The sequence below is a fragment of the Nocardia nepalensis genome (assembly GCF_048910785.1).
GTDB classification, from domain to species: domain Bacteria; phylum Actinomycetota; class Actinomycetes; order Mycobacteriales; family Mycobacteriaceae; genus Nocardia; species Nocardia nepalensis.
The window spans coordinates 45,470-68,730 of sequence record NZ_JBKBET010000009.1; the positions used below are offsets into that span (position 1 = coordinate 45,470).

General features: G+C 64.9%; 17 protein-coding genes and 5 pseudogenes. 21 read left to right on the plus strand and 1 reads right to left on the minus strand.

Going from position 1 to position 23,261, the window contains the following annotated elements:
* The first annotated feature begins 1 nt into the window (after nt 1).
* The 20 genes and pseudogenes from ACHQ4I_RS08620 (at nt 2) to ACHQ4I_RS08715 (ending at nt 20,257) form a co-directional block, all read left to right on the plus strand.
* A complete protein-coding gene (locus ACHQ4I_RS08620) occupies nt 2-1,138 on the plus strand; it encodes a 2Fe-2S iron-sulfur cluster-binding protein (protein WP_420771170.1) in 1,137 nt (378 codons plus the stop codon).
* Between the two features lie 11 nt (nt 1,139-1,149).
* A pseudogene (locus tag ACHQ4I_RS08625) lies at nt 1,150-2,873 on the plus strand (acyl-CoA dehydrogenase).
* A 592-nt stretch (nt 2,874-3,465) separates the two neighbouring features.
* Entirely contained in the window at nt 3,466-3,957 is a 492-nt protein-coding gene (locus ACHQ4I_RS08630) for a PhzA/PhzB family protein (RefSeq protein ID WP_420771171.1), read from the plus strand.
* Between the two features lie 119 nt (nt 3,958-4,076).
* Nucleotides 4,077-5,285 (plus strand): 3-deoxy-7-phosphoheptulonate synthase, encoded by a 1,209-nt coding sequence (locus ACHQ4I_RS08635; RefSeq protein WP_420771213.1) that lies wholly within the window; start codon nt 4,077-4,079, stop codon nt 5,283-5,285.
* Nucleotides 5,286-5,303: 18 nt separating this feature from the next.
* Nucleotides 5,304-5,927 (plus strand): isochorismatase family protein, encoded by a 624-nt coding sequence (locus ACHQ4I_RS08640; protein ID WP_420771172.1) that lies wholly within the window; start codon nt 5,304-5,306, stop codon nt 5,925-5,927.
* Entirely contained in the window at nt 5,924-7,798 is a 1,875-nt protein-coding gene (locus ACHQ4I_RS08645; protein WP_420771173.1) for an anthranilate synthase family protein, read from the plus strand. Before ACHQ4I_RS08640 ends, ACHQ4I_RS08645 begins: the two co-directional genes overlap by 4 nt.
* Nucleotides 7,795-8,088, plus strand: coding sequence for a hypothetical protein (locus ACHQ4I_RS08650; protein WP_420771174.1), 294 nt, complete (start codon nt 7,795-7,797; stop codon nt 8,086-8,088). The genes ACHQ4I_RS08645 and ACHQ4I_RS08650 overlap by 4 nt, the downstream gene beginning before the upstream one ends.
* Nucleotides 8,089-8,192: 104 nt before the next feature.
* Entirely contained in the window at nt 8,193-8,963 is a 771-nt protein-coding gene (locus ACHQ4I_RS08655) for a PhzF family phenazine biosynthesis protein (RefSeq protein ID WP_420771175.1), read from the plus strand.
* A 30-nt stretch (nt 8,964-8,993) separates the two neighbouring features.
* Nucleotides 8,994-9,674, plus strand: a complete 681-nt coding sequence (gene phzG, locus ACHQ4I_RS08660; RefSeq protein WP_420771176.1) for a phenazine biosynthesis FMN-dependent oxidase PhzG — start codon at nt 8,994-8,996, stop codon at nt 9,672-9,674.
* Nucleotides 9,675-9,723: 49 nt separating this feature from the next.
* A complete protein-coding gene (locus ACHQ4I_RS08665; RefSeq protein WP_420771177.1) occupies nt 9,724-10,824 on the plus strand; it encodes a phenazine antibiotic biosynthesis protein in 1,101 nt (366 codons plus the stop codon).
* Complete coding sequence (locus ACHQ4I_RS08670) at nt 10,824-12,206, plus strand: aldehyde dehydrogenase family protein (RefSeq protein WP_420771178.1); 1,383 nt, start codon at nt 10,824-10,826, stop codon at nt 12,204-12,206. Before ACHQ4I_RS08665 ends, ACHQ4I_RS08670 begins: the two co-directional genes overlap by 1 nt.
* A gap of 796 nt (nt 12,207-13,002) precedes the next feature.
* A pseudogene (locus tag ACHQ4I_RS08675) lies at nt 13,003-14,708 on the plus strand (aldehyde dehydrogenase family protein).
* A 119-nt stretch (nt 14,709-14,827) separates the two neighbouring features.
* Nucleotides 14,828-15,655, plus strand: a complete 828-nt coding sequence (locus ACHQ4I_RS08680; RefSeq protein WP_420771179.1) for an alpha/beta fold hydrolase — start codon at nt 14,828-14,830, stop codon at nt 15,653-15,655.
* A gap of 46 nt (nt 15,656-15,701) precedes the next feature.
* Nucleotides 15,702-16,104, plus strand: a pseudogene (locus ACHQ4I_RS08685) (nitroreductase/quinone reductase family protein); the annotation flags it as partial.
* A 538-nt stretch (nt 16,105-16,642) separates the two neighbouring features.
* Nucleotides 16,643-17,065 (plus strand): hypothetical protein, encoded by a 423-nt coding sequence (locus ACHQ4I_RS08690; protein ID WP_420771180.1) that lies wholly within the window; start codon nt 16,643-16,645, stop codon nt 17,063-17,065.
* 45 nt (nt 17,066-17,110) lie between these two features.
* A complete protein-coding gene (locus ACHQ4I_RS08695; RefSeq protein WP_420771181.1) occupies nt 17,111-17,482 on the plus strand; it encodes a hypothetical protein in 372 nt (123 codons plus the stop codon).
* A 744-nt stretch (nt 17,483-18,226) separates the two neighbouring features.
* A pseudogene (locus ACHQ4I_RS08700) lies at nt 18,227-19,009 on the plus strand (AMP-binding protein); the annotation flags it as partial.
* A 210-nt stretch (nt 19,010-19,219) separates the two neighbouring features.
* Nucleotides 19,220-19,636 carry a nuclear transport factor 2 family protein gene (locus ACHQ4I_RS08705; RefSeq protein ID WP_420771182.1) on the plus strand — a complete coding sequence of 139 codons (417 nt, stop codon included), beginning with the start codon at nt 19,220-19,222 and terminating at the stop codon, nt 19,634-19,636.
* Nucleotides 19,629-19,898: an FAD-dependent oxidoreductase gene (locus ACHQ4I_RS08710; RefSeq protein ID WP_420771183.1), complete on the plus strand. Its 270-nt coding sequence runs from the start codon at nt 19,629-19,631 to the stop codon at nt 19,896-19,898. The genes ACHQ4I_RS08705 and ACHQ4I_RS08710 overlap by 8 nt, the downstream gene beginning before the upstream one ends.
* A 35-nt stretch (nt 19,899-19,933) precedes the next feature.
* Complete coding sequence (locus ACHQ4I_RS08715) at nt 19,934-20,257, plus strand: hypothetical protein (protein WP_420771184.1); 324 nt, start codon at nt 19,934-19,936, stop codon at nt 20,255-20,257.
* Between the two features lie 958 nt (nt 20,258-21,215).
* Here the strand turns inward: ACHQ4I_RS08715 and ACHQ4I_RS08720 are convergent.
* Nucleotides 21,216-21,778, minus strand: a pseudogene (locus ACHQ4I_RS08720) (PadR family transcriptional regulator).
* 343 nt (nt 21,779-22,121) lie between these two features.
* Here ACHQ4I_RS08720 and ACHQ4I_RS08725 point away from each other — a divergent pair.
* A complete protein-coding gene (locus tag ACHQ4I_RS08725; RefSeq protein WP_420771185.1) occupies nt 22,122-22,856 on the plus strand; it encodes a thiamine pyrophosphate-binding protein in 735 nt (244 codons plus the stop codon).
* The last annotated feature ends 405 nt before the right edge of the window (nt 22,857-23,261 follow it).

Sequence of the window (23,261 nt, forward strand, 5' to 3'; positions counted from 1 at the left end):
GATGAAGCATCCCCTCGTTGACCGATTCGACGGCGCCGAGACCATCCTCGCCGAGATCGACGCCCGCATCCCCGACACCCGCGACTACACCACCGAAACCAAGCGCACGATCGACACCTACCACCCACGACGACTCGAACTGACTGTCGTCAAGATCATCGATGAAACTCCGACCACCAAGACATTCCGGCTCGCAGGCCCGTACATAACCCGACTGCCACCGTTTCTGGCCGGCCAATACATCAACGTATTCATCGACGGCACCAGCCGACCTTTCGCGATCTCCTCGAGCCCCGCGCACCTGCACCATTACGACCTCACCGTGCGGCGGGTGCCGGGTGGCCGGATCAGCAATCTGCTGCTCGACACCCTGAAAGTCGGCAGGAGCCTGATCACCACCGGTCCGATGGGCACCTTTCACCACAACCCGCTCTTCCACGGCGACGACGTGGTGTTCTTCGCGGGCGGTTCCGGCGTCGCCCCTGCGATGAGCATGATCCGCGAGATCGTCGATCATGGCTCGGACCGCACCTTCCACCTGATCTACGGCTCCCGCTCGGCCTCCGACGTCATCTTCCGCGCCGAACTCGACGGCCTCGCGGCCGAGCACCCAGGCGTCCGCGTCGACCATGTCGTCGCCGAACCCCACCCCGATTGGACCGGACCCACCGGTTTCCTCACCGCCGAAACCATCAGCACGCTGGCCGGCGGACTCGACGGCCGCATGGTGTACGTCTGTGGTCCGCAGGCGCTCTACCCCTACGTCCTCGACCAACTCTCCGCCTTGGGCCATCCACGCAAGCGAATTCGCTTCGAGGCCAACGGAGCCCCCAGCGATCCGACCACCCAACCGCACTGGCCCGCTGATGCCGACCCAGACGAGGAGGTCACCGTGACCGTCGGCGCCAACTCGTTCCAGACCCGGCGCGACCGGCCGTTGCTGGACGCTCTGGAAGACAACGGAATCCGTCCCGAAGCCGCGTGCCGCTCCGGTGAGTGCAGCCTGTGCCGGGTACGGATCGTCAAGGGCGAGGTACACACTGCCGAAGAAGCCAAAATGCGGCTCTCGGATGCTCAGTTCGGATACACGCACTCGTGTGTCGCCTACCCGATCAGTGACATCGAACTCGACGTGTGAGCGGAAAGACGATGGGACATTACCGAAGCAACGTCCGAGACCTCGAGTTCAATCTCTTCGACATACTCGGGCTGGACACACTGCTCGATTCCGGCGCCTACGGCGACCTCCACAGCGCAACTGTACGACAGATGCTCGACCAACTGCGCCGGGTGGCCGAAGGCCCACTCAGCGACTCGTTCGCCGACGCCGACCGCCACCCACCGGTATTCGACCCCGACACCCATCGGGTCCTCCTGCCTGAGTCGTTCAAACGCAGCTACCGCGCGCTGCGCGAATCAGGCTGGGAACGAATCGGTATGCCTGCCGAACTCGGGGGAGTACCGGTGCCGCGGACGGTGTACTGGGCAATGGCCGAACTGATCCTCGGCGCTCTGCCCGCCGCGTTCATCTACGCCCTCGGGCCGAGTGCGGCAAGCGTGTTCTTCCATGGCGGCTCCCCGCAGCAGCAGCGGTCGGTGCGGACTGCGGTCGAAAACGGCTGGGGCGGAACAATGGTGCTCACCGAGGCCGATGCCGGTTCCGACGTCGGGTTCGCCCGCACCAAAGCAATCGAACAGCCCGACGGGTCCTGGCATCTGGAAGGGGTGAAGCGATTCATCAGCTCGGCCGACTCCGACGACCTGTTCCCGAACATCGTCCACTTGTTGCTGGCCCGCCCCGAGGGCGCGGGACCGGGCACCAAGGGACTGCCACTGTTCTTCGTGCCGAAGTTCCACTTCGACCATCAGACCGGCGAACTCGGGGAACGCAACGGCGTGTTCGTCACAGGCGTCGAGCACAAGATGGGCCTGAAGGTCTCGGCCACCGCCGAGCTGACCTTCGGCGGCCACAGCATCCCGGCCAAGGGCTGGCTGGTCGGGGACCTCGGCAACGGGATCGCGCAGATGTTCCGGATCATCGAGCACGCCCGCATGATGGTGGGCACCAAGGCCATCGCGACCCTGTCAACCGGCTACCTGCATGCGCGCGACTACGCCAAACAGCACGTGCAGGGCGCGGATCTGACCCAGATGACCGACAAAACCGCACCGCGGGTGCCGATCATCGCCCACCCAGACGTCGCCCGTTCCCTGATGACGCAGAAGGCCTACGCCGAGGGCCTGCGCGCGGTCTACCTCTTCACCGCCGCCCACCAAGACCCCCAGATGGCACAGCAGGTGTCAGGGGCCGACGCCGAGTTGGCCGCGCGAGTCAACGATCTGCTGCTGCCGATCGTCAAGGGCGTCGGCTCGGAGCGCGCCTACCAGTACCTGACCGAATCGCTGCAAACCTTCGGTGGCTCGGGGTATCTGCAGGATTATCCGATCGTGCAGTACATCCGAGACGCGAAGATCGACTGGCTGTACGAGGGCACCACCCCCATCCAGGTGCATGACTTCTTCTTCCGCAAGATTGCCCGCGACCGCGGCGTCGCACTGAGTCACGTCGCGAAACAGATTCAGAGGGCGCCCAGGAACAGCCGAGCGAACTGTACAAGATCGGCCTGGCCTCGGTGCGGTTGCTGCTCGCCGTCGGTGACCTGCTCATCGGCTGGCGGCTACTGGTCTCAGCCGAAATCACCCTGGCACACCTGGACTCGACGAAGACATATCCGGACACAGCGTTCTATCAGGGCAAGATCGCAGTCGCCCAGTTCTTCGCGCGCAACATCTTGCCGAAGGTGACCGCTGTTCGAATCGCACTGTCCAAACTTGACAACGACATCATGGAACTGGACGAGGCCGCGTTCTGACAGCAGACCCGATTGCGTACCCACTCGGCGGTGGCGTCCGGGACATTGGTGCCCCGGACCCCACCGCGTCTGCGCGGCCATCACGTGCTTATCGGAGGCACCCGGACGGCGCCCGCGGATAGTCGGCGTTTCCGAGGATCGACAGAACAGGAATCTTGCATCGCAGCGACTCAATCATCCGACTGGACAGCATGTCGCCCCAAATGCTGCGCCATCCCATCCAAGTTCTCGGGTGCGTCATAGCCACCAAGCGGGGGCCGGGCGTTGCCCGTGTGGGGCCGCAACTGAGCTGTTGTGCAATTGCGCTTCGGTGTCGCCAGTGCTTCATCGAGCTTCCCACCTCGCTACGTGGGCAACAGAGGCTCTCACACGCCCTGGACTGCCGCCCGACCACGCTCATGCGGCCGGGAACGATCGTCCGGGTCCTTACCACAAACCTGCGCCGCCGCTGATTCCCACGTGGTCGGGCACGACCGAGTCTCACAGTGCTGCCCGGATCTCGATTGAGATCCATGGGCTCTCAGCACGCCGCCACGGTCCCGAAATCCACCGGGACCGTGACCAATCCCATCCACCAGTAGGAGGTACAAGCATGTTCCAGACCGAACCCGCCGCAAATGTGGCGCCGACCGATGACGAGGTGCGCCGCCACAACCGCGCGATCGTCGAGACCTACATGGCCACCCGTGGGGAAGACCGGTTGCGCCGCCATCTGCTGTTCACCGAAGACGGCGTCGGCGGCCTCTGGACCAACGACACCGGCCAACCGATCGCGATAAGCGGCCGGGACCGCCTCGGTGAGCACGGCGTCTGGTCGCTCCAGTGCTTTCCCGACTGGGTCTGGACCAACGTCGAGATCTTCGACACCCAGGACCCGAACCGGTTCTGGGTCGAGTGCGACGGCGAGGGCCGAATCGTGTTCCCCGGTTACCCGGTCGGACACTACCGCAACCATTTCCTGCACTCTTTCCTGTTCGAGGACGGGAAGATCAAGCAGCAGCGCGAATTCATGAACCCGATCGAGCAGTACCGCGCCCTGGGCATCGCCATACCAGCCATCCGACGTGACGGAATCCCGACGTGAATCCGCAGCGGAGTCGTCTTCTCACGGGCGCGTCCGTGTCAGAGTCCGCGGCGAACCAGCCACGAGCCGTGGCTGAGCCGACAGAGAATCATTTGTTCGAAGAGAACCTCGCCCCGGAAATGCGCCGCGGCCCTCAGCAGCCGATCTGGGAGAACTCTGAGCAGGTCCGGTTGGCACGCGAATTCCTGGCAACCTGCCCCCCGCTCGTCCGACCCGCCGACGTGGAGGAGCTTCACGGCCGACTGTCCGAAGCGGCCCGGGGCGAGCTGCTGGTGCTGCAAGTCGGTGACTGTGCGGAGGACCCGGCCGACCGCACCGCAGAACACGTCGCTGCCAAGACAGAACTGCTCGAACAGCTCGCGGGCAGGCTGGAGTGCGCCACCGGCGTACCCGTCCTGAAGGTCGGGCGGATCGCCGGCCAGTTCGCCAAGCCCCGGTCGAAGGACACCGAGTCGATCGACGGAATGGAGCTGCCGATCTATCGTGGCCACCTCGTCAACGGCCCCGAACCGAATCCCGAGACTCGTCGACCAGATCCATTGCGGATGCTCACCGGTTTCAGCGCGGCCGGAGAGATCATGGGACGGCTGGGCTGGCGACCGGCCGGAGCACAGTCGGGTACGCCGGCTGCCGAGCCGACCGTGTGGACCAGCCATGAGGTCCTGCTGCTGGACTACGAGCAACCCCTGGTCCGGGAGCATTCCGACGGCAGGCTCTGGCTGAGTTCCACCCATTGGCCGTGGATCGGCGAGCGGACCCGCCAGCTGTACGGTCCGCACGTGGCTCTGCTCGCGCAGGTGTCCAACCCGGTCGCCTGCAAGGTCGGCCCGAGCATCAGCGCCGGTGAGATCACGCTGCTGTGCGACCTCCTGGATCCGAACAGGGAACCCGGTCGGCTCACCCTCATCGCCCGGATGGGCGCCGACGCCGTCGCGACCAAGTTGCCAGAGCTCGTCGCGGCCGTACGGTCCGCCGACCACCCGGTGATCTGGCTCTGCGATCCGATGCACGGCAACAACACGGTCACTCCTGAAGGACGCAAGACCCGGCACGTGAGCACCATCATCCGGGAGGTGCGCGCTTTCCGGCGTGCGGTTGAACTGGCGGGCGGGATGGCCGGTGGCCTGCACCTTGAGACGACCCCGGACGACGTGCTCGAGTGTGTCGACAACGGGTTCGAGGCACAGCCGAGTTACGGACGCTGGACGAGCCTGTGCGACCCCCGGCTCAACGCCACCCAGGCCGCGGAGGTGGTCGCCGCGTGGACGACAGCAGTGGATCCAGTCGGTGCGGCCCGAGCTGTGCCGACCGAACTGACCGGTAACTGAGAAGGAAGGAGTTACTCGATGGCGGGAATCCCGCGGATCCCTTCGTATCCGATGCCTAACCGGACGACGCTGCCGGTCAATGTCGCGCAGTGGACCGTCGATCCGGCACGTGCCGTGCTCCTGCTGCACGACATGCAGAGGTTCTTCCTAAAGCCTCTGGCGTCGCCGTTGCGTGACGAACTGGTGCACAACGCCGCACTGCTGCGCAAGCGGTGTGTCGACCTCGACGTGCCGATCGCCTACACGGCACAACCTGGGGGGATGACCGATCGGCAGCGGGGACTGCTGAAGGACTTCTGGGGACCGGGCATGAGCACGGAACCCGGCGAGCGGGGGGTGGTCCCCGAGCTGGCGCCGGCGGCCTCCGACTGGTTGCTGACCAAGTGGCGATACAGCGCGTTCCACAATTCCGATCTGTTGGCGCGGATGCGTTCAGCCGGACGCGATCAGCTCATCGTGTCCGGCGTGTACGCGCACGTCGGCGTACTGACAACGGCACTGGACGCGTTCAGCCACGACATCCAGCCGTTCCTGGTCGCCGACGCGCTCGGTGATTTCACCGAAGCCGACCATCACAGCACACTCGCGTATGCGGCTCTGTGCTGCGCGACCGTGGTCCTGACCGAAGACGTGCTCCAGTGACGGCGCCCGCCGACTGTGATCTGCTCGGCCGGATCCTTGCGGCGCAGACATCCGCCTTCGCACTCGTCAGCCGGCCCGAAAGCGGCGACCCGGGCATGCTCGACGTGCTGGTCGGCGACGTGGTCGAGGTGGGATCGTTGTCGGAGATCCCGCTCCCCGGCGATGCCGAGGGCTGGGACGTGCTGGCGGTCGTGCCGTATCAGCAGCTGGCCGAGCGCGGCTTCGACGCGCCGAATGACGGCACGCCGCTGCTGGTGATGACCGTCGGCAGCCACGACCAGGTGCTGATCGCCGACGCGCTCACCCGCCTGCCGAATGCGCCGACCGTCCCGGTCGGCGGGCACTTCGATCTCGACGACGACGCCTACGCGGATCTGGTCCGGCGAATCGTCGACGACGAGATCGGCACGGGCGAGGGCGCCAATTTCGTCATCAAGCGATCCTTCCTGGCAGACATCAGCGATTGGGCACCGCAGGCCGCGCTTTCGTTCTTCCGGCGGCTGCTGCAGCGCGAACAGCAGGCCTACTGGACCTTCGTCATCCATGACGGGAAGAGGTCGCTGATCGGCGCGACACCTGAGCGGCATGTTTCGCTGCGCGACGGGACCGCTGTAATGAACCCGATCAGCGGTACCTACCGGTACCCCAGCAGTGGCCCTACCCTCCACGGCGTCCTGGACTTCCTCGCTGACCGCAAGGAGATCGACGAGCTGTTCATGGTCGTCGACGAGGAATTGAAGATGATGGCGCGGATCTGTCCCGGCGGCGGTCGGATACTCGGCCCGGACCTCAAGGAGATGAAACGGGTCGCGCACACGGAGTACCTGATCGAGGGCCGGACCGATATGGACGTGCGGGAGATCTTGCGGGAGACGATGTTCGCTCCCACGGTCACGGGCAGCCCGCTGGAGAGTGCCGCCCGAGTGATCGCGCGGTACGAGCCGCAAGGTCGCCGCTATTACAGCGGCGTCGTCGCACTGATCGGCCGCGGCCCCCAGGGGGATCGTCGGCTCGACTCCTCAATCCTTATCCGCACAGCCGAGATCGATGCTGCGGGCCGAATGCGAATCGACGTCGGCGCGACCCTGGTCCGCCACTCCGACCCATTGGCCGAGGCAGCCGAAACCCGAGCCAAGGTAGCCGGTCTGCTCGACGCGCTGGGGCCGCCGGCGGGCACCACCGATTTCGCGACGCACCCAGAGGTCCGTTACGAGTTGTTGCGCCGCAACGAGAGGATCTCCGGCTTCTGGATCGGACGACGCGAGCCTCTCAGCTGCGGGGTACCGAAACTGCCGAGTGTGCCGGCCCTGATCATCGATGCCGAGGACACCTTCACCGCGATGCTGGCCGCGCAACTCGAGTCGCTCGGGCTGGCGGTGGAGATCCGGCGCTTTGACGAGCCCTACAACCTAGGCAGGTACGACCTGATCGTGCTGGGTCCAGGCCCCGGGGATCCGCAGATCGCCGCACACCCCAAGATCGCCCACCTGCGGTCGGCGATGGACACCGCGCTGGCGGCACGTCGGCCTCTGCTCGCGGTATGCCTGAGTCACCAGATACTCAGCATCCGGCTCGGTCTCCAACTGCGCCGTCTGCAGCCGCCCAACCAGGGTCTGGCGCGGGAGGTGGATCTGTTCGGTGTCCGCGAGCGGGTCGGCTTCTACAACACCTTCGCGGCCTTCTGCGATCAGGACAAGATCGAGGTCGACGGGATCGGTCCGGTCGAGGTGAGCCACAACGCCGAGACCGGTGAGGTGTACGCCTTGCGCGGCCCGCGTTTCGCGTCGATGCAGTTTCATGCAGAGTCGGTGCTCACTGTCGATGGACCGCGCCTGATCGCTGATTCGATCCGGGGGGTGCTCGACCGATGACCGTCACCATCGCGTGGTGGGATCTGACCGATTCCGGCGCGACGATCGAGTCGCTCGAACAGGACATGTGGAGCTCGGTCGCTACCTGGTGCGAGGTCGAGGGACTGCGCGTGAAGCTCTGGATCGTCGACCGGGAGCGAAACCGTTGGGGCGCGGTCATGTGGTGGGCCCGGGACATTCCCGCCGATCGGCGCCTGCCACCGAACCGGGCGGCAGAGCTGATCGGCCGTCCACCGACCCACCGGACAGAGTTCGAAGTGGTCGCCACAGCCGAGGGGAATCACTCGTGAACCCCGACCATCCGTTACCTACTATCCCGAGCGGAGCCAGCATGCACGACTACGTGGTCGTCGACTCGTTCGCCCGTCGGCCCCTCGACGGCAATCCAGTCGCTGTGATCTTCGACAGCGAGGACCTCACCACCGACCTGATGCAACGCATCGCCAATGAGATGCACCTGTCCGAAACCACTTTCGTCCTGCCCCCGAAGTGCGGCGGCGACGCTCACATCCGCATCTTCACCCCGGTCAACGAGCTGCCCTTCGCCGGGCATCCGATGCTCGGCACCGCAGTGGCGCTCGCCGAGCAGCTCGGCCAGGACGAGTTGCAACTGGAGACCGCAATCGGTGTCATCCCGTTCCGGCTCGGTACCAACGACGGCGCCACTGAAGCCTGGATGGAGCAGCCGCTGCCCCGATGGGAACTGTACGAGCACGGCTCCGAACTGATGGAGGCGCTCGGCGTGGAGACCTCGATCGCGCCGGTGGAGGCATATCGAAACGGTCCGCGCCACGTGTTCGTCGGCTTGCCCGACATTCCCTCGCTCTCCGCCGTGTTCCCCGACCACCGGGCATTGGCCCGCTTTCCGGACATGGCCATCAACTGTTTTGCCGGTGCTGGCGCGCGATGGCGAATCCGGATGTTCTCGCCGGCCTACGGGGTGGTGGAGGACGCGGCGACAGGTTCGGCCGCCGGGCCGCTGGCGATCCACCTGGCCAGGCACGGTCTGGCGGGATGGGAGCAGGACATCGAGATCGAACAGGGAATCGAACTGGGGCGGCCCTCTCTGATGCGGGCCATTGCCTGGGGCGGTGGCGAGCAGGTCTCGGCCGTAAACGTCAGCGGCCACGGCGTCATCATCGCCCGCGGAACCCTCTACATCTAGCGGTACCCGATTTCAGCAAGGAGCCTGTAAATGATCACGGGTCGGTACGACATGAAGCCAGAAGGCACGAGATCGACATCGAGCCGGTTCGAGTCACTCGGGGGGAGCGTCGATCTCGACTTCCCGGAGTATGATCGGCCGCCGTCGCAGCCGCTGGATCTGGTGCGCAGCTGGCTGGAAGACGCCGTCGAGCGTGGTGTCCGCGAGCCGAGAGCGTTGGCACTGGCCACTGCGGATGCTCGTGGTATCGCCTCCAACCGCATCGTGGTGATTATCTCGATCACCGATCGAGGACTGGTCTTCGCCAGCCACAGCGGAAGCCAGAAGGGCCGTGAGATGGCCGCCACGGGTTGGGCGTCCGGGCTGCTCTATTGGCGGGAGACCGGGCAGCAACTCATTCTGTCCGGCCCGGTGGCACCGCTGCCGGAATTCGAGTCCGACGCGCTGTGGTCGGCACGGCCGATCCCGCTGCACGCCATGTCGAGCGTCAGTCATCAGAGCGCGCCCCTGACAGACGTTGCAGCACTACGGGCTGAGGCCCTCGAGCTCGAGATGCTCGACCGGCCGCTCCCGCGGCCGGATTCCTATGTCGGCTATTGCCTGAGGCCGGCCGTGGTCGAGTTCTGGTCCGCTGCCTCCGACCGCCTGCACCGTCGCCTGCGGTACGACCTCGGGCCGGGTGGCTGGCAGGCGGATCGGCTGCAGCCCTGAGCGACCGGAAACCCTTCACCGAAACACCGAAAGAAAGGCAGTACCGCCGATGACCACTGCGACCGAGAAGATTCTGGATCTCCCCTTCGACGTCACGCCGGACCCGGACGAGTTCATCCGGGCGGCGATGGAATGGCACTTCAACCCTGAGACCGGCTGTGCGTTCTGGCTGGAGCGAGCGAAGACGCTCGCATTCGACCCGCGAGCGGACGTGCGTACCCACGCGGACTTGCGGCTGTTCCCGAACGTCGCCGCCGAACTGCGCGAAGCCCGGGCCGAGGACCTGATTCCGAAGGGCTACGGGAAGCGTCCGGACGTGGTCGGGTTCTTCGAGAGCGGTGGCACGACGGGCACCCCGAAGCGGGTCGTGCTGATGCGGGACTGGCTGGAGCGCATGGTGTCCTGGAGCAACGCGCATCTGGACCGGCACGGTGTCCCACGCGGCGTCAACTGGCTGGGCATCATTCCCACCGGCCCGCATGTTGTCGCCGCGCTGTTCCATCGGCATGCCCGCACGCACGGAACGCACGGCTTCACGATCGACTTGGACCCGCGCTGGGTCAAGAAGCTCATCGCCGGCAAGCGGTTCGCCGACGCCGAGGCCTACGCCGGGCATGTCATCGACCAGGCTGTCGACGTGCTGCGCACCCAGGATATCGGCCTTCTCACGATCACCCCGCCGCTGCTCGATCGCATCGCCTCCGACGACGCGCTGGTCGACCTGGTGAACTCCCGGGTGAAGGCGATCCGCTGGGGCGGGACACAGATGAACCCGGACTCCCGCAACCTGTTCAAGAACGAGGTCTTCGCGGACACCGCGATGTGCGGCGAGTACGGCAGCACGATGATGCTTGGCGTCGCGGGGGAACGTGCGGGCCTGGAGAGCGGCTCGCCGTGCATCTTCGACCCCTTCTCGCCGTACGTCACCTTCACGGTCGTCGATGCGAAGACGGGCGAACCCGTGCCGGACGGGCAGCGCGGCGAGGTGGTCGTCAACCACGTCAGCAAGTCGTTCCTGCTCCCCAACAACCTCGAACGGGACCTGGCCACCCGGATGCCGGCCGTCGAGGGCACTGTCGGCCACGCGGTGGCCGACATCGCGCCGGTCGCCACCTTCGAAGACGAGGTCGTCATCGAGGGCGTGTACTGATGACCGGCTCTGCCCCGATCGACGTTCCAGCGCTGGGGCCGTCCGGTGAATTCCGGGCGGCGAACCGGCTGTCGGTCACCGATGTCAGCGGAGCCGCCCTCGCCGAGGTGAGCCTGGTCCCGCCGGTGTTCATCCATCGAGCGATGGCCGCGCTGCACCGTGCCGAGACGCTGCCGACAGCAGACCGGGCCGCTCTGCTGGCAGAGGCGGCTGAACTGTTCGAGCATGCCACCATTGGCGGCCTGTCCCCCGCGGACTACCAGCATGCGGTCAGCCGGGCCGGTGGTGTGCCGATCTCGTCGGTGCGGAAGGCAAACGGCTCAGTGGCGCAGCGGGTGGCGAACGCCTTCGATAGCGCTCACCAAGCCCGGCCCAGGGGAGCGTCGGCGGAGTGGCGGCATCCTTCCACGCGATCCGGCCGAGCTGTCTGGGTCCGGCGTGGGTCGGTGTTCGCGGTCCTCGCGGCTGGCAACTATCCGGGCACCCACGCCATCTGGCCGGAGGCACTGGCGTTGGGTTACCGGGTCGCGGTCCGCCCGTCCAGTCGGGATCCGTTCACCCCGTATCGGCTGATCACCGCACTGCGCATTGCCGGATTCCCGGCCGACCACGTGGTACTGCTGCCCACGGACCATGTCGGTGCCGACGCAGTGTTGCGCGGTGCGGACCTGGGGATGGTCTACGGCGGCGCCGACGTTGTGGCGAAGTACCGAGGCGCCCAGGTGTTACCGCAGGGGCCGGGGCGGTCGAAGATCCTGATCACCGCTGACACCGACTGGCGCCAGCACCTGGACGTTATCGTCGAGTCGGTGGCCGATTACGGAGGCACTGGCTGCGTGAACACCAGTGCCGTGCTGATCGAGGGCGACCCCGGTCCACTCGCCGAGTCCATCGCCGAGCGACTGGCCGCGATGCCTAGCCTGCCTCCAGAGCACTCCAAGGCGAGTCTCCCGGTTCAGCAGGTGTCGGCCGCTCGCTCGATCGAGAGCTACCTTCTGAAAGCTGCGGCAGGCGCGCGAGCGTGGCTCGGCGGTGACGGCGTTGTCGACGAACTCGGCGACGGCAGCGCAGCCCTCCGTCCGGCGGTATTCGAGGTAAGGGACCCCACTGCCCCGCAGATCGGCGTCGAGCTGCCGTTCCCCTGCGTCTGGGTGGCCCCCTGGACACGCACCGCCGGTGTCGCCCCATTGTGCGACACGCTGGTGCTCACCGTGCTGACTCGGGACGGCGAGCTGGTGGGCCGGCTGGTGGACGAGCCGACGATCCGCAATGTCTACCTCGGCGACCGACACACCCACTGGATGGCGTCTGGGGTCCCTCACGACGGGTTCCTCGGCGACTTCCTCATGTGGAACAAAGGCGTCGCCATGTCGACTATGTAGCCTCCCGCAGGTCGAACAGCGAGGCGGAACGATTCGACGAGTTTCGACCGGAGCCGATGGACGAATCGACGAGAAGCAAGATCAAAAGCGCGGAGTAGACGCGGGCCCGTGCAAAGAGAACAGGTTAGGCCCGGTCCGAGACCGGGCCTAACCTGCTATTTCTGTGGAGCTAGGGGGAATCGAACACCTGACCCATCCCGCAGTTCGGGAATCTCATGTCGGGGACGTCGACAGTCGGTAGTCGGCTTCAATCCTCAACCTAGCGGGCGAAAGCCGCAGGTCGTCCTCGTCCCCGTTTGGATGTGCCCCGCCGAGGGCGCATCCAAGATGGGACCAGGAACACCCTGTACCAAAGGTCCGGCTTCGTCAGATCGAGTACGAAGTTGCGATGACCAGGCGTTTTCCGGTTGCCCCGCACAACGCCTCTCGGGCTCCCCGCGCGGTCACGCCATCGTAGACGAGAAATCCGCCCGCCTCGCGGTCACCGAGATCGGCGACTGACCAGCGGTCACCACGACGACCGAACCCGCACCACGACGACCACGGCCTCGCTCACCCCGGTGAGCGAGCGTACTCACCAGTGGTGATCACAATGAAATAATCAAAAATTTGTCTATATTCGCAGTGTCAATATGGGGCCCATGTGGAGTAGAATCTTATTTGTATAGAAAATTTGTTGCGTAGGACCTAGGCTGCGGTGCACTTCGATCACCGGCGCCGAGTAGTGCGCGTCGCGATCGTGCACCGGGGAAAGCAGCGGTCGGTTTGGTGAAGGCTCCGTCTCGGAAGGAATCCAATGGTGAACGCGACCGTCACCGGTGTGATCGACAGTGCCCTTGGCGCGCTGCGGCAAGGGGAGATCGCTTGGGCGAGAACGTCCCTGACCCAGCGGCGGCGATTGCTTGAGCAGATCCATGCAAACACCGCCGCGTATGCCTCGGAATGGGTCAAAGTGGCCGCTGGCATCAAACAGTTGCCATCGAATTCGCCTCTGCTGGGTGAGGAATGGTCCTCCGGGCCCTACGCGCTTCTCACCGGAACGGCCGCGCTGGCCGAATCCGTCAGGGCGCTCGAGGAGGGGCGAAGCCCCGTCGACGGATTCGAACTCCACGCGGCGCCAGGCGGGCGCACCGCTATCGAGGTGCTTCCTCATGGGATCTTCGACACCTTGCTGCTCAACGGGTTTCGCGCGCAGGTGTGGACGAAGCCCGGCGTGGACGCCGCGACAGTGCGGGCCAATGCTGGACTCGGGCAACGCACGCCCAATAGAACCGGTGGAGTCGGGGTCGTGCTCGGCGCGGGGAACATCTTCTCCATCGCCCGCTGGATGTGCTCTACCAGCTGTTCGCCGACAACCGAATGGTGGTACTCAAACTCAATCCGATCACAGATCCGTTGCTGCCGGTGTTGGAGCGGATCTTTGCTCCTGCGATCGACGCTGGATTCGTGCGGATAGTCACCGGCGGCGCCGAGGTGGGTGGCGCGTTGGTGAACCATCCCGAGGTCAACGCCGTCCACATGACCGGTAGCTCGCTGACCCACGACGCCATCGTGTTCGGTTCTGGATCGGACGGCGCCAAACGCAAAGCGGAGAACGACCCTGTGCTGCGCAAGTCGATCACCAGCGAGCTCGGCGGTGTCTCGCCCACGATCGTGATCCCAGGCCGCTGGTCAACGAAGGACCTACGGTTCCAAGCCGAACACTTGGCCACCCAGCGGCTACACAACAACGGCTACAACTGCATCGCCTCCCAGGTCGCAGCTATCAGTGCCGACTGGCCGCAGAAAGGCCAGTTCTTGGCCGAATTGCGGTTGGCGTTCGACCGTGCGCCGGCTCGCGCCGACTACTATCCGGGTTCGCCGGACCGAGTTGCGGCTGCCCGGCGCCATTACCCCAACTCCGAGCGGCTCGGCCCGCAGGGTGAACGCACCCTGGTAACCGGCATTGCGCCGGATGATGAAAGCATGTTGCGCACAGAGTATTTCGCTCCGGTCTTCGGTGTGGTCGAATTGCCGGGCGACGCGAGCGAATTCCTGGCCCGTGCGGTGCGGCTGTGCAACGACGAGTTCGAGGGCACCCTCGGCGTGAGTATCGTGGCCGCGCCTCGGACAATCCGGACTCTGGGCCCTGAGTTCGAGACGGCGGTCGAACGACTGCGTTACGGCACCATCGCGATCAACGCTTGGACCGGATTGGGCTTCCTGACCCCACGCGCGACCTGGGGTGCATTCCCCGGACACACGCTGGCCGACATTCAAAGCGGTATCGGCGTGGTGCACAACGCTTTGCTCATCGACGAACCAGAGCGAACGGTGCTGCGTGGCCCGTTCCGCCCGGCCCCGCGATCACTGCTGCACGGCGAGCCCAGCCTATCGCCGAAGCCCCCGTGGTTCGTCACCAACCGCACCAGCACCGCCACACTGCGGCGGATGACCGACTTCGGGAAGAAACCCGGCGTCACCGCCTTGCCGGGGATCGTCGCGTCCGCGCTGCGCGGCTGACCGCGCAACAACGAGCCGGGCCGGGGAGCCAGCGCCGCAGGTACCCCGGTCCGGCTCGCCAGCTCGATATCGCACCGAGCACCCATTTCGTCGCATCATTCGAGATCCGGGAGAGCCTCATGACCCCAAGTTCCGCCGTCACCACCGGCACCCTCGTGGTGTCGGACGCCCGCCTGTACTACGAGGTCCGTGGTGCGGGACCGCTGCTCGTCCTCGTCGGTGCCCCGATGAACGCCGCCTCGTTCGCCGCGGCCGCCGAACAACTCGCCACTACCAATACCGTCCTCACCACCGACCCGCGGGGGCACTTCGGCAGCCTCCTTGACGACCCGAACCAGGACTCGACGGCGCTCGCCCGCGCCGGGGACCTCGCCCAGCTCATCACCCATCTCGACGCGGGCCCGGCCGTGGTGTTCGGATGCAGTGGTGGCGCGGTCAGCGCACTGGCACTGGCCCAGACCAGCCCCAACCTGGTCACCACCGTCGTCGCCCACGAACCGCCGCTGCACGAACTGCTCCCCGACGCCGAAGCCCATCGCCTACGCATCGAGGACATCGTCGCGACCTACGCCACCGGCGATGCGATCGGCGCCTGGCGAAAGTTTCTCGCCCAAACCGATATTCATATCCCGGAACCGCAGCTCGAACAGATCTTCGGCGCCGACCGCGATCCCCGACAGGTCGCCAGCGAACGTTTCTGGTTCGGCCATGAACTGCGCCTGACTACCTCCTGGGTACCGGATCCGCCGTTGCTGCGTTCGATCTCTACCCGGGTGATCGTCGGGGTCGGTGCCGAGTCCACCGGTCAGGTCTGCGACCGCACCTCGCGGGCACTGGCATCGCAACTCGGCGTCGACCCGGTCCTGTTCCCCGGCGGCCACTTCGGATTCGCCAAAGACGGCGTTACCTTCGCCGCCCGCCTGCGAGAAGTGCTCGACGAGCCGTGAGTGTGGTTGCTCGCGCACGCGCGGGGCGGGGGAGAAGATGCGTGGCATGAGCGAATCGCAGGACTGGAACAGCAAGATCATCACCGAATTCCGAGTCAACGAAGGGGCGCGTCGGCGGGCTCTTCGAGGGTGCACCGATGGTGCTGGTGCATCACCGAGGGCGGCGCACCGACCGGCGACTGGTGTCGCCGATGATGCACTTGGCCGACGAGAACGACCCGAAGCTCATGTACGTCTTCGCGTCCAAAGCCGGTGCCCCCACCAATCCCGACTGGTACTACAACCTCACCTCGGCGGGCGCGGCCGACGCCGAAGTCGGCACCGAGACCTTCCCGGTCACCGTCACCGAAGTGACCGGCGACGTACGCGACCGCCTCTACGCCGAGCAGGCGCGATGGTATCCCGATTTCGCCGGATACGAGGAGAAGGCGAAGGGTATCCGCGTGGTTCATCACCAACCGCACCAGCGCCACCACACTGCGGCGGATGATCGACTTCGCGAAGAATCCCGGCCTCGCCGCCCTGCCGGGAATTTTCGCGTCCGCGCTGCGCGGCCGAACGCGCAGCAACGAGCCGGGCCGGGGAGTCAGCGCCGCACATACCCCGGTCCTGCTCGCCAGCGCGGTGTCGCACCGAGCATCTTTGCTGAAGGACTAATGGTGCGGCCGTGGTAAGCCGGGCGGTCCCCGGGCTCGATGAACCTGGGAGCGTTCCAATGGATCCGCACCAAAACATGACAACTTTCGTACATCCGAATTTCGAGCCGATCTGCCTCGGAGCCACGCGGTTCGGATTTGTGACACACCCGAAGCGAAGGTAATGCCGAACATACGACGGGCTAGAATTCGGCGGCGCGTCGCCGAGCACAGTCGCTTCGGGCTTCCCGATGCCACCACGCGATTCACGACATCCGGAGCCACGACGAGATACGCCCGCAACCGCAGATCGACTCTGCGCCCGTTCTTCTCGATGATCACGCTTCTCGCGGTGTTTCTCTGCACTGGAGTGTTCGGTGGCGCCACGGCTTCCGCCGCACCGATCGACACAGCCTGCGGCACCCCGTTGACACCCGCCGAAACTGCGACCATCGCAAAGCTCTCCGACACCACAACGCTGACCGGCTGGTCGCTTCGGCAACTGGAACAAGCGATCGACAATCATCAGCGGATCACCGAAATCCTGGTCCGCCACCGCGACTGGCGCGGACTGTTCGCGCTTGGGCTCGACGCCGTCGAACACGCCGCGGTGCTGCCATTGCAGCGCGAGCCCGCATCGTTCGCCGACCCGGAGTTGGCGCACCGGCTCAGCCTCGACCTGCTGTCCCGCCTCCTGCGCAATCTGCATGCCGAATTCACCGGCGTACCTACGGAACCACACTGGGCGCACTACTTCGACCTGGCCCGCCACTGAGAGCTGTCCCCCGCACGCATCGCGATGGCCGGATACAACGCACATATGACCGTCGACCTGTCCTACTCCCTCGCGGCGGTCGGCACCACACCGGCCAACGCCGCCGACTATTTCCGCATCGTCGACGCGATCGCCCAGCAAGGCGCACTGATCGTCGACTCAACCAAGGCGGCATACGGCGCCGATCTCGGACCACTGTGGCACTTCTACTTCGTCGGCGACGCACTAGTCGGACAAGGCATCGCGACCGGTCCACTGCTTCGTTTCGCCGATGGGGGTGCCAATGTCGCCATCTTCGGTAACGGTCTCGCTTTGAGTGACCAGGTCCTGGCTCCCACAGCCAGTGCCGAGATCGACATCCTCTGGCGCGGCCTCGATCTCGCTTTCGAAGCGCTTTCCCACCGCGGCGGTCTCTAGCCCGTTTGCACGTCCCGATCGAGATGCCGGAACATCGGGCATACTCGTCTCGGCATCACGCGTGGAATCCGATGGTTCTTGTCCTCGCGCAGGTGCCGAAACCCGTGCCGGACGTGATCGATCGTAAGTCGTTGCGGGGCAGGGAATCTCTTCGAATGGCGCCGCGGATCGGCGGCGAGGCCGCGTGGGATAGGCGGAGCTGGGTGTAGGCGGCCAGCTCCACCGGTCGGCGGCGGCCGGATTGCTGGGGTTCGGGCAGGTCCAGCCCAGGGTTTGCTTGAGCATGCGGATGGTGTGCTCGATTTTGAACCGGCGCAGGAACGCCTGCCACAATAGGTCGACCTCAGCTGTATCAAGTCGACGACCGGATCCATAGCCATGCCGGATCGCGCTGGCGGGCAGCCGGTCGACATCCAGTCTGATCACGGCGCCTTCGACCGCTGGCAACAGCCCGCTCTGGGCGACCCAGGACGAGTGGCGAGTCGGCCAGTGATGCAGCCGGTTTTCGATCGGGCTGTTATGAGCCCCTAAACGCGGGTCACGGTTGTGGTGGACCGCTATCTCGCCCTAGGCGGCCGGGACTTCTCATACTGGCAAGCAATTCGAAGAGTGACGTTATATACAAATAGTTGATTAATAGTGCAGTTGTCTATAGAGTCAACCTTGACTTGAGCCACCGTTGACTGAGTCGCGTACGGAATGCAAGCGATCAAACGCAATGAGGAGAAGCGATGAGCTTCACGCGCGGTGGCTCTGGCCAAGAGCCCACTGATCGACGAGTACGACCTGTCCAGTGTCCGGCTGGTGTTGTCGGGGGCGGCGGCATTGGATGAGCAGCTGGGTCGGATGGTGTCCGAGCGGCTCGGATGCCTGGTGCGGCAGGGGTATGGCATGACCGAGATGAGCCCGGCCAGCCACGGTATCCCCGAAGATCGCGACGACATCCCGCTCGGCTCGGTCGGCTTGGCCCTCCCGAATATAGAGTGCAAGCTGATCGATCCTGCCTCAGGTGACGAAATCCCTGTCCCGACAGAAGGATTGAGCGCGCCGGGGGAGTTGTGCTGTAAGGGCCCGAACGTCATGGTCGGCTATCTCGGCAACAAGGCGGCCACGGACGAGGTGCTCGACGAGCAGGGGTTCCTGCGCACCGGCGATATCGCTGTCGTGGACGGCGACCGCGTGGTTTACATCGTCGACCGGGTCAAGGAGCTGATCAAGCACAAGGGTTATCAGGTCCCGCCGGCGGAGCTGGAAGCGCTGCTGTTGACGCATCCGCAGATCGCCGACGCCGCGGTGATCGGGGTGACCGATGCCGACGGCGAGGAGATCCCGAAGGCGTTCGTCGTACGTCAGCCGGGCGCGGACCTGGACGAGCAGGCGGTGATGGCCTTCGTTGCCACTCGGGATGCGCCGCACAAGAAGATTCGCCGCGTGGAATTCCGCGAGGCGATTCCGAAATCGGTCACCGGCAAGATCCTGCGCAAGGATCTGCGTGCCCGCGAAACGGTCCGCCATACTCCTGCCTGAGCAGCCAGCGGTGTGTTCGGCGAACTGCACGAGGGGGCGGTCCGGGCGCCTGTGGTCGGCGTATGCCGAGTGTCTTCGATGGCGGTGAGGACGTGTACGCCCCAGCCGATGTTCTTCTGTTCGAGTGGGATTCCCGCATCGAACGGTGTACGGCCCTCGCGCTCGGCCTCTTTAAATACATATTCAATAAATTTATTAGTGGAGGTGTGTGTGCATCCCTTCCGTCAGGCTGTGGAGGCTCGTGACGAGGCCGCGATCGATGCGTTATTGGCCGAGAGTGTCGTCTTGACCAGCCCGTTGGTATTCAAGCCTTACTCCGGGAAGGCGATCACCTCGGCGATCCTGCGCGGGCTGATGCGCGTGTTCGAGGACTTCCGGTATGTGCGCGAGATCGCTGACGTCGGCGGGCGCGATCATGCGTTGGTGTTCGAGGCGACGGTGGTGGGCAAGAAGATCACCGGCTGCGATTTCCTGCACGTCGACGCCGAGGGCAAGATCGATGACTTCATGGTGATGGTGCGGCCGTTGTCGGGGGCGGCCACGCTGGCCGAGGCGATGGGAGCGCAGTTTCAGCGCATCAAGGCCGAAGCAACCGAGCAGTTGCTGCGTGAGGCGGCGGGTGCGTGAGCGGGCGAGCGTGATCGTGATCGGCGCGGGCAATGCCGGGCTCACTGCCGCGGCGACTCTGCAGCGGGCCGGGGCCCGCACCCTGCTGGTGGAGCGGCACAACGTGCCCGGCGGGTGCGGCCACTCCTTCCGGCGTGGCCGTTTCGAAGTCGAGGTGGCTCTGTACCAACTGTCCGGCGTTGGAATGGACGGACAGCTGATGTCGTTGCGTGAGGGGTTGTCCCAACAGCTCGGCATTGCCGACAAGCTCGAGTTCGTGTAGGAACACGATCTGTACCGGGCGGTCATTCTGGCGCGGTGGATCTTGTTCTTCCTGCGGACTGGGGCGGCGCGATCGAGGCACTCGAGACCGCCTTTCCGGGCAACCGCGATCGGGTCGCGAAGTTCTTCGATTTCGTCAAGCAGGTAGCGTTCTGGCAGGTCGCGGCCATGCGAGGCATGCCCGCGGAGCAGATCGATCCTGTGCTGTTCACCGACGGCCTGCGGTCGGTGAAGCCCGTGCTCGACGAATTCTTCGACGATGTCCGACTTGAGGGCGTACTTGCACTGTATTGGAGCTACCTCGGTCAGCCGCCGTGGAAGCTGCGGTTCCAGGATCTGGCCCTGCCCCTGTTCGCCTAGCTCGAGTACAAGCCATGGCACGTGCGCGGCGGCTCGCAGGCGATGTCGACCGCGATCCTCGACGCGTTCCTAGCCGCGGGCGGTGATGTCAGTTCAACACCGCGATCGGAGCGATTCTCACCGAGCAGGGCCGTGTCCTCGGCGTGCGGCTGGGCGACGGCACGGAGATCACCGCCACCGATGTGGTGTCCAACGCGTCGCTCCCGGTCACCTACGGCATGCTCGCGGGCGTCGGGGTCCCAACCGCTGGGCGCGATGATCGGTCCACCCGCCGCATCGGAGTGTCCGGATTCGTGCTGCACATGGGCCTGAACGCCACGCCTGCAGGGCTCGGATTCACTACCAGCACAACCTTTGTCAACGTCGACGTCGACGTCGAGCGCACCTTTGCCTCTTGGCGGTCGTTGGAGCCCGCCGGCGGTATCTGTGTGTCGTCATACGATGTCGCTCCGATCGGGTTCGCACCGTCGGGCGCGACCCACGTCAGCCTGATGACGCTGCAGTACGCCGACATCTGGAAGACCGTCGCTCCCGCCGAGTGCGCGCGCACAAAGTTCGCCTACGCGCAGACGTTGCTCGATCTGGTCACCCACGTCACTCCGGGCATCCGCGACGCCATCGAAGAAGTCGATGTCGCCACGCCGTTGACGATGATGCGCTACCTAGGCCACCCTGGCGGCGCGATCTACGGCTACGACCAGGACGCAACCGAAGGCTGGCTGTTCCGCAACAGCGAAGGCGAAACGCACGTTCCCGGGCTGCAGTTCCTGGGCCGGAATCGGCGGCTTCCAGCCCACCCTCGAAGCCCGATTACCGAGGCCTTCGCCGGTGTCGGCATTCGCACCTTTCCCGGCCGCGGCGGCAAATATCTCACTATCGCAATCGAATTCGCGAACAACGATCTGAAGGGCATGCTTGGCCGGGATCGTCATCGATCCGAACGTCGAGTGGGTCGGTTTCAGTGGTTGGTGTGCGCCGAGCGTCTGTCGATGACCGCGAGGACGCGCTCACCCCAACCAATGTTCTCCTGCTCGAATGAAATTCCCCGCAGCAAGGTCAGGTACGGGCCGACACGGTCGACCTCGGCGAGGTAGGCATCCTCGTCACGACCGTCCAGCAGCCGGGCTTGCAGCCGCTGGTGGCGGGCCAGTTTGGTTTCGACCAATCCAAGCGTTCAGCGATCATTACGGACTGCGTCGAGGTCGCCGGCGTCCATGGCTTGGACCTGGACCATCATCTCGTCACGGATCGCGCCCGGCTTGGGCCGTTGAGCCACGAAGGAACGCAATGCTTCGCGTCCCTTGCTGGTCAGCGAGTACAGACGCTTGTTAAGGCGGCGATCCTGTTGGATCAGCCGCGCCTGGATCAGCCCTCGTCGGCCATGCGATCCAGTTCGCGGTACAGCTGCTGCGGTGTTGCCATCCAGAAGTTGGCCACCGATGCATCGAACCCCTTGCCCAGGTCGTATCCCGACGACTCACCCTCCAGCAGTGCGGCCAGCACTGCGTTATGTAACGGCATTGCTACACGTTAGCAGGCAAAGCGATTACTGAACTTGTTGACTAGCTTAATCTTGTCGATTAGTCTACAAGTCATGTATTCAATAAGTTGACGCCGCTGGGGTGCGTCTGTTTGGTAGTAAGGTCGATACGCGCGATGAGGCCGCGATCGAGGCGTTACTGGCCAACTAATGGTGCGGCTGTGTGGCGGTCCGGCGGCATGCCTTCGGGCGCTGCCCATTTTCAGTGTGGGTTGACAGCGGCGTCGCCAGGTTTCGATTCCTTCACGGATTGGTTCAAATACCGTGGACAACAATGTATGTCGGGAGAATTTTGGATCCCGGACAAATCCTTTTGCTGATTCCGTGATCTCTTCGACGGCTCGGTCGGCTCCGGTCACCGTTGTCGATTACATCGTTTCGACGATTGCCGAGTACACCGATCATCTGTTCGCGGTCGGTGGCGCAAATATCGTGGACCTCTATGACGCGGTGCACCGGAGCCCGGAGCCGCTGACCGGGATCGTCGCCAAGCATGAATTCGGTGCCGCCACTATGGCCGACGAGTACACCCGGGCGACTAATCGACTGGGCGTCGTCGCTGCAACCTCCGGTGGTGGTGCCCTGAATCTGATTGCAGTGCTGGGGGAGTCGTTCGATTCCAGGATTCCGGTGCTGGCCCTGGTCGGGCAACCTCCGATTGCTGGCGAAGGGTGTGGCGTATTCCAGGATATGAGCGGCGGCGCCCGATTGGATGCGGAGCAGATCTTCGCTTCTGTATCCCGGTATTGCGCCAAGCTGACCGGCGACATCGCCGAGCAGCTCCGTCGCGCCATCACAATCGCACTCGATCAAGCCGGAATGGATGGACTGATTATGAGTGTCTCCACCGCGGACGTCGTCAGCCTCGTCGATGACGCGAACTACCTACTCGAGAACATCGTGTCCGCAGACTATTTCGCATGCAGGACGCCGCAGTGGCCCGCCGCACCGCTTCGACGGCTACACCTATGTGGCTCACAATCTTCGCGAAGAAGCTCGGGTTCGCCACCCCGCCCGGCATCTTCGCCTGCGTGCTGCGCGGCTCAGCGCAGCAAGTGAGTCGGGCCGGGACACCCACGCTGTTGTCGGTATCCCGGCCCGGCTCACCGCGCTCTCTCGCGGCAGGCCCGATCTCTGGGCAGAAGAGGACCAGCGGAGTACGTACGCCGACGAACACCCGCAATAGCCGATGCCGTTGCCGAGAAGCAAGGCAGGACGAGCTGCCGTCGCCGATAACCAAGGTGAAGTGCGTATCCGTCGTGGCGGATACGTCGACCGCGTCGACGCGATTAATCCTGATTTTCGCCGCGCTGATCGCGGCAGTGCACAAAGGAGCGTATTCCCATGATCTGGAGTCGGGTTGGCACTCAACTGGGCGTTGATGGTCGACTGGCCCGTTTAATCCGGGCCTACCGGTTGTCGCTCCCAACTGATACTGAAATCTTCGCCTACGGTGAGACAGCA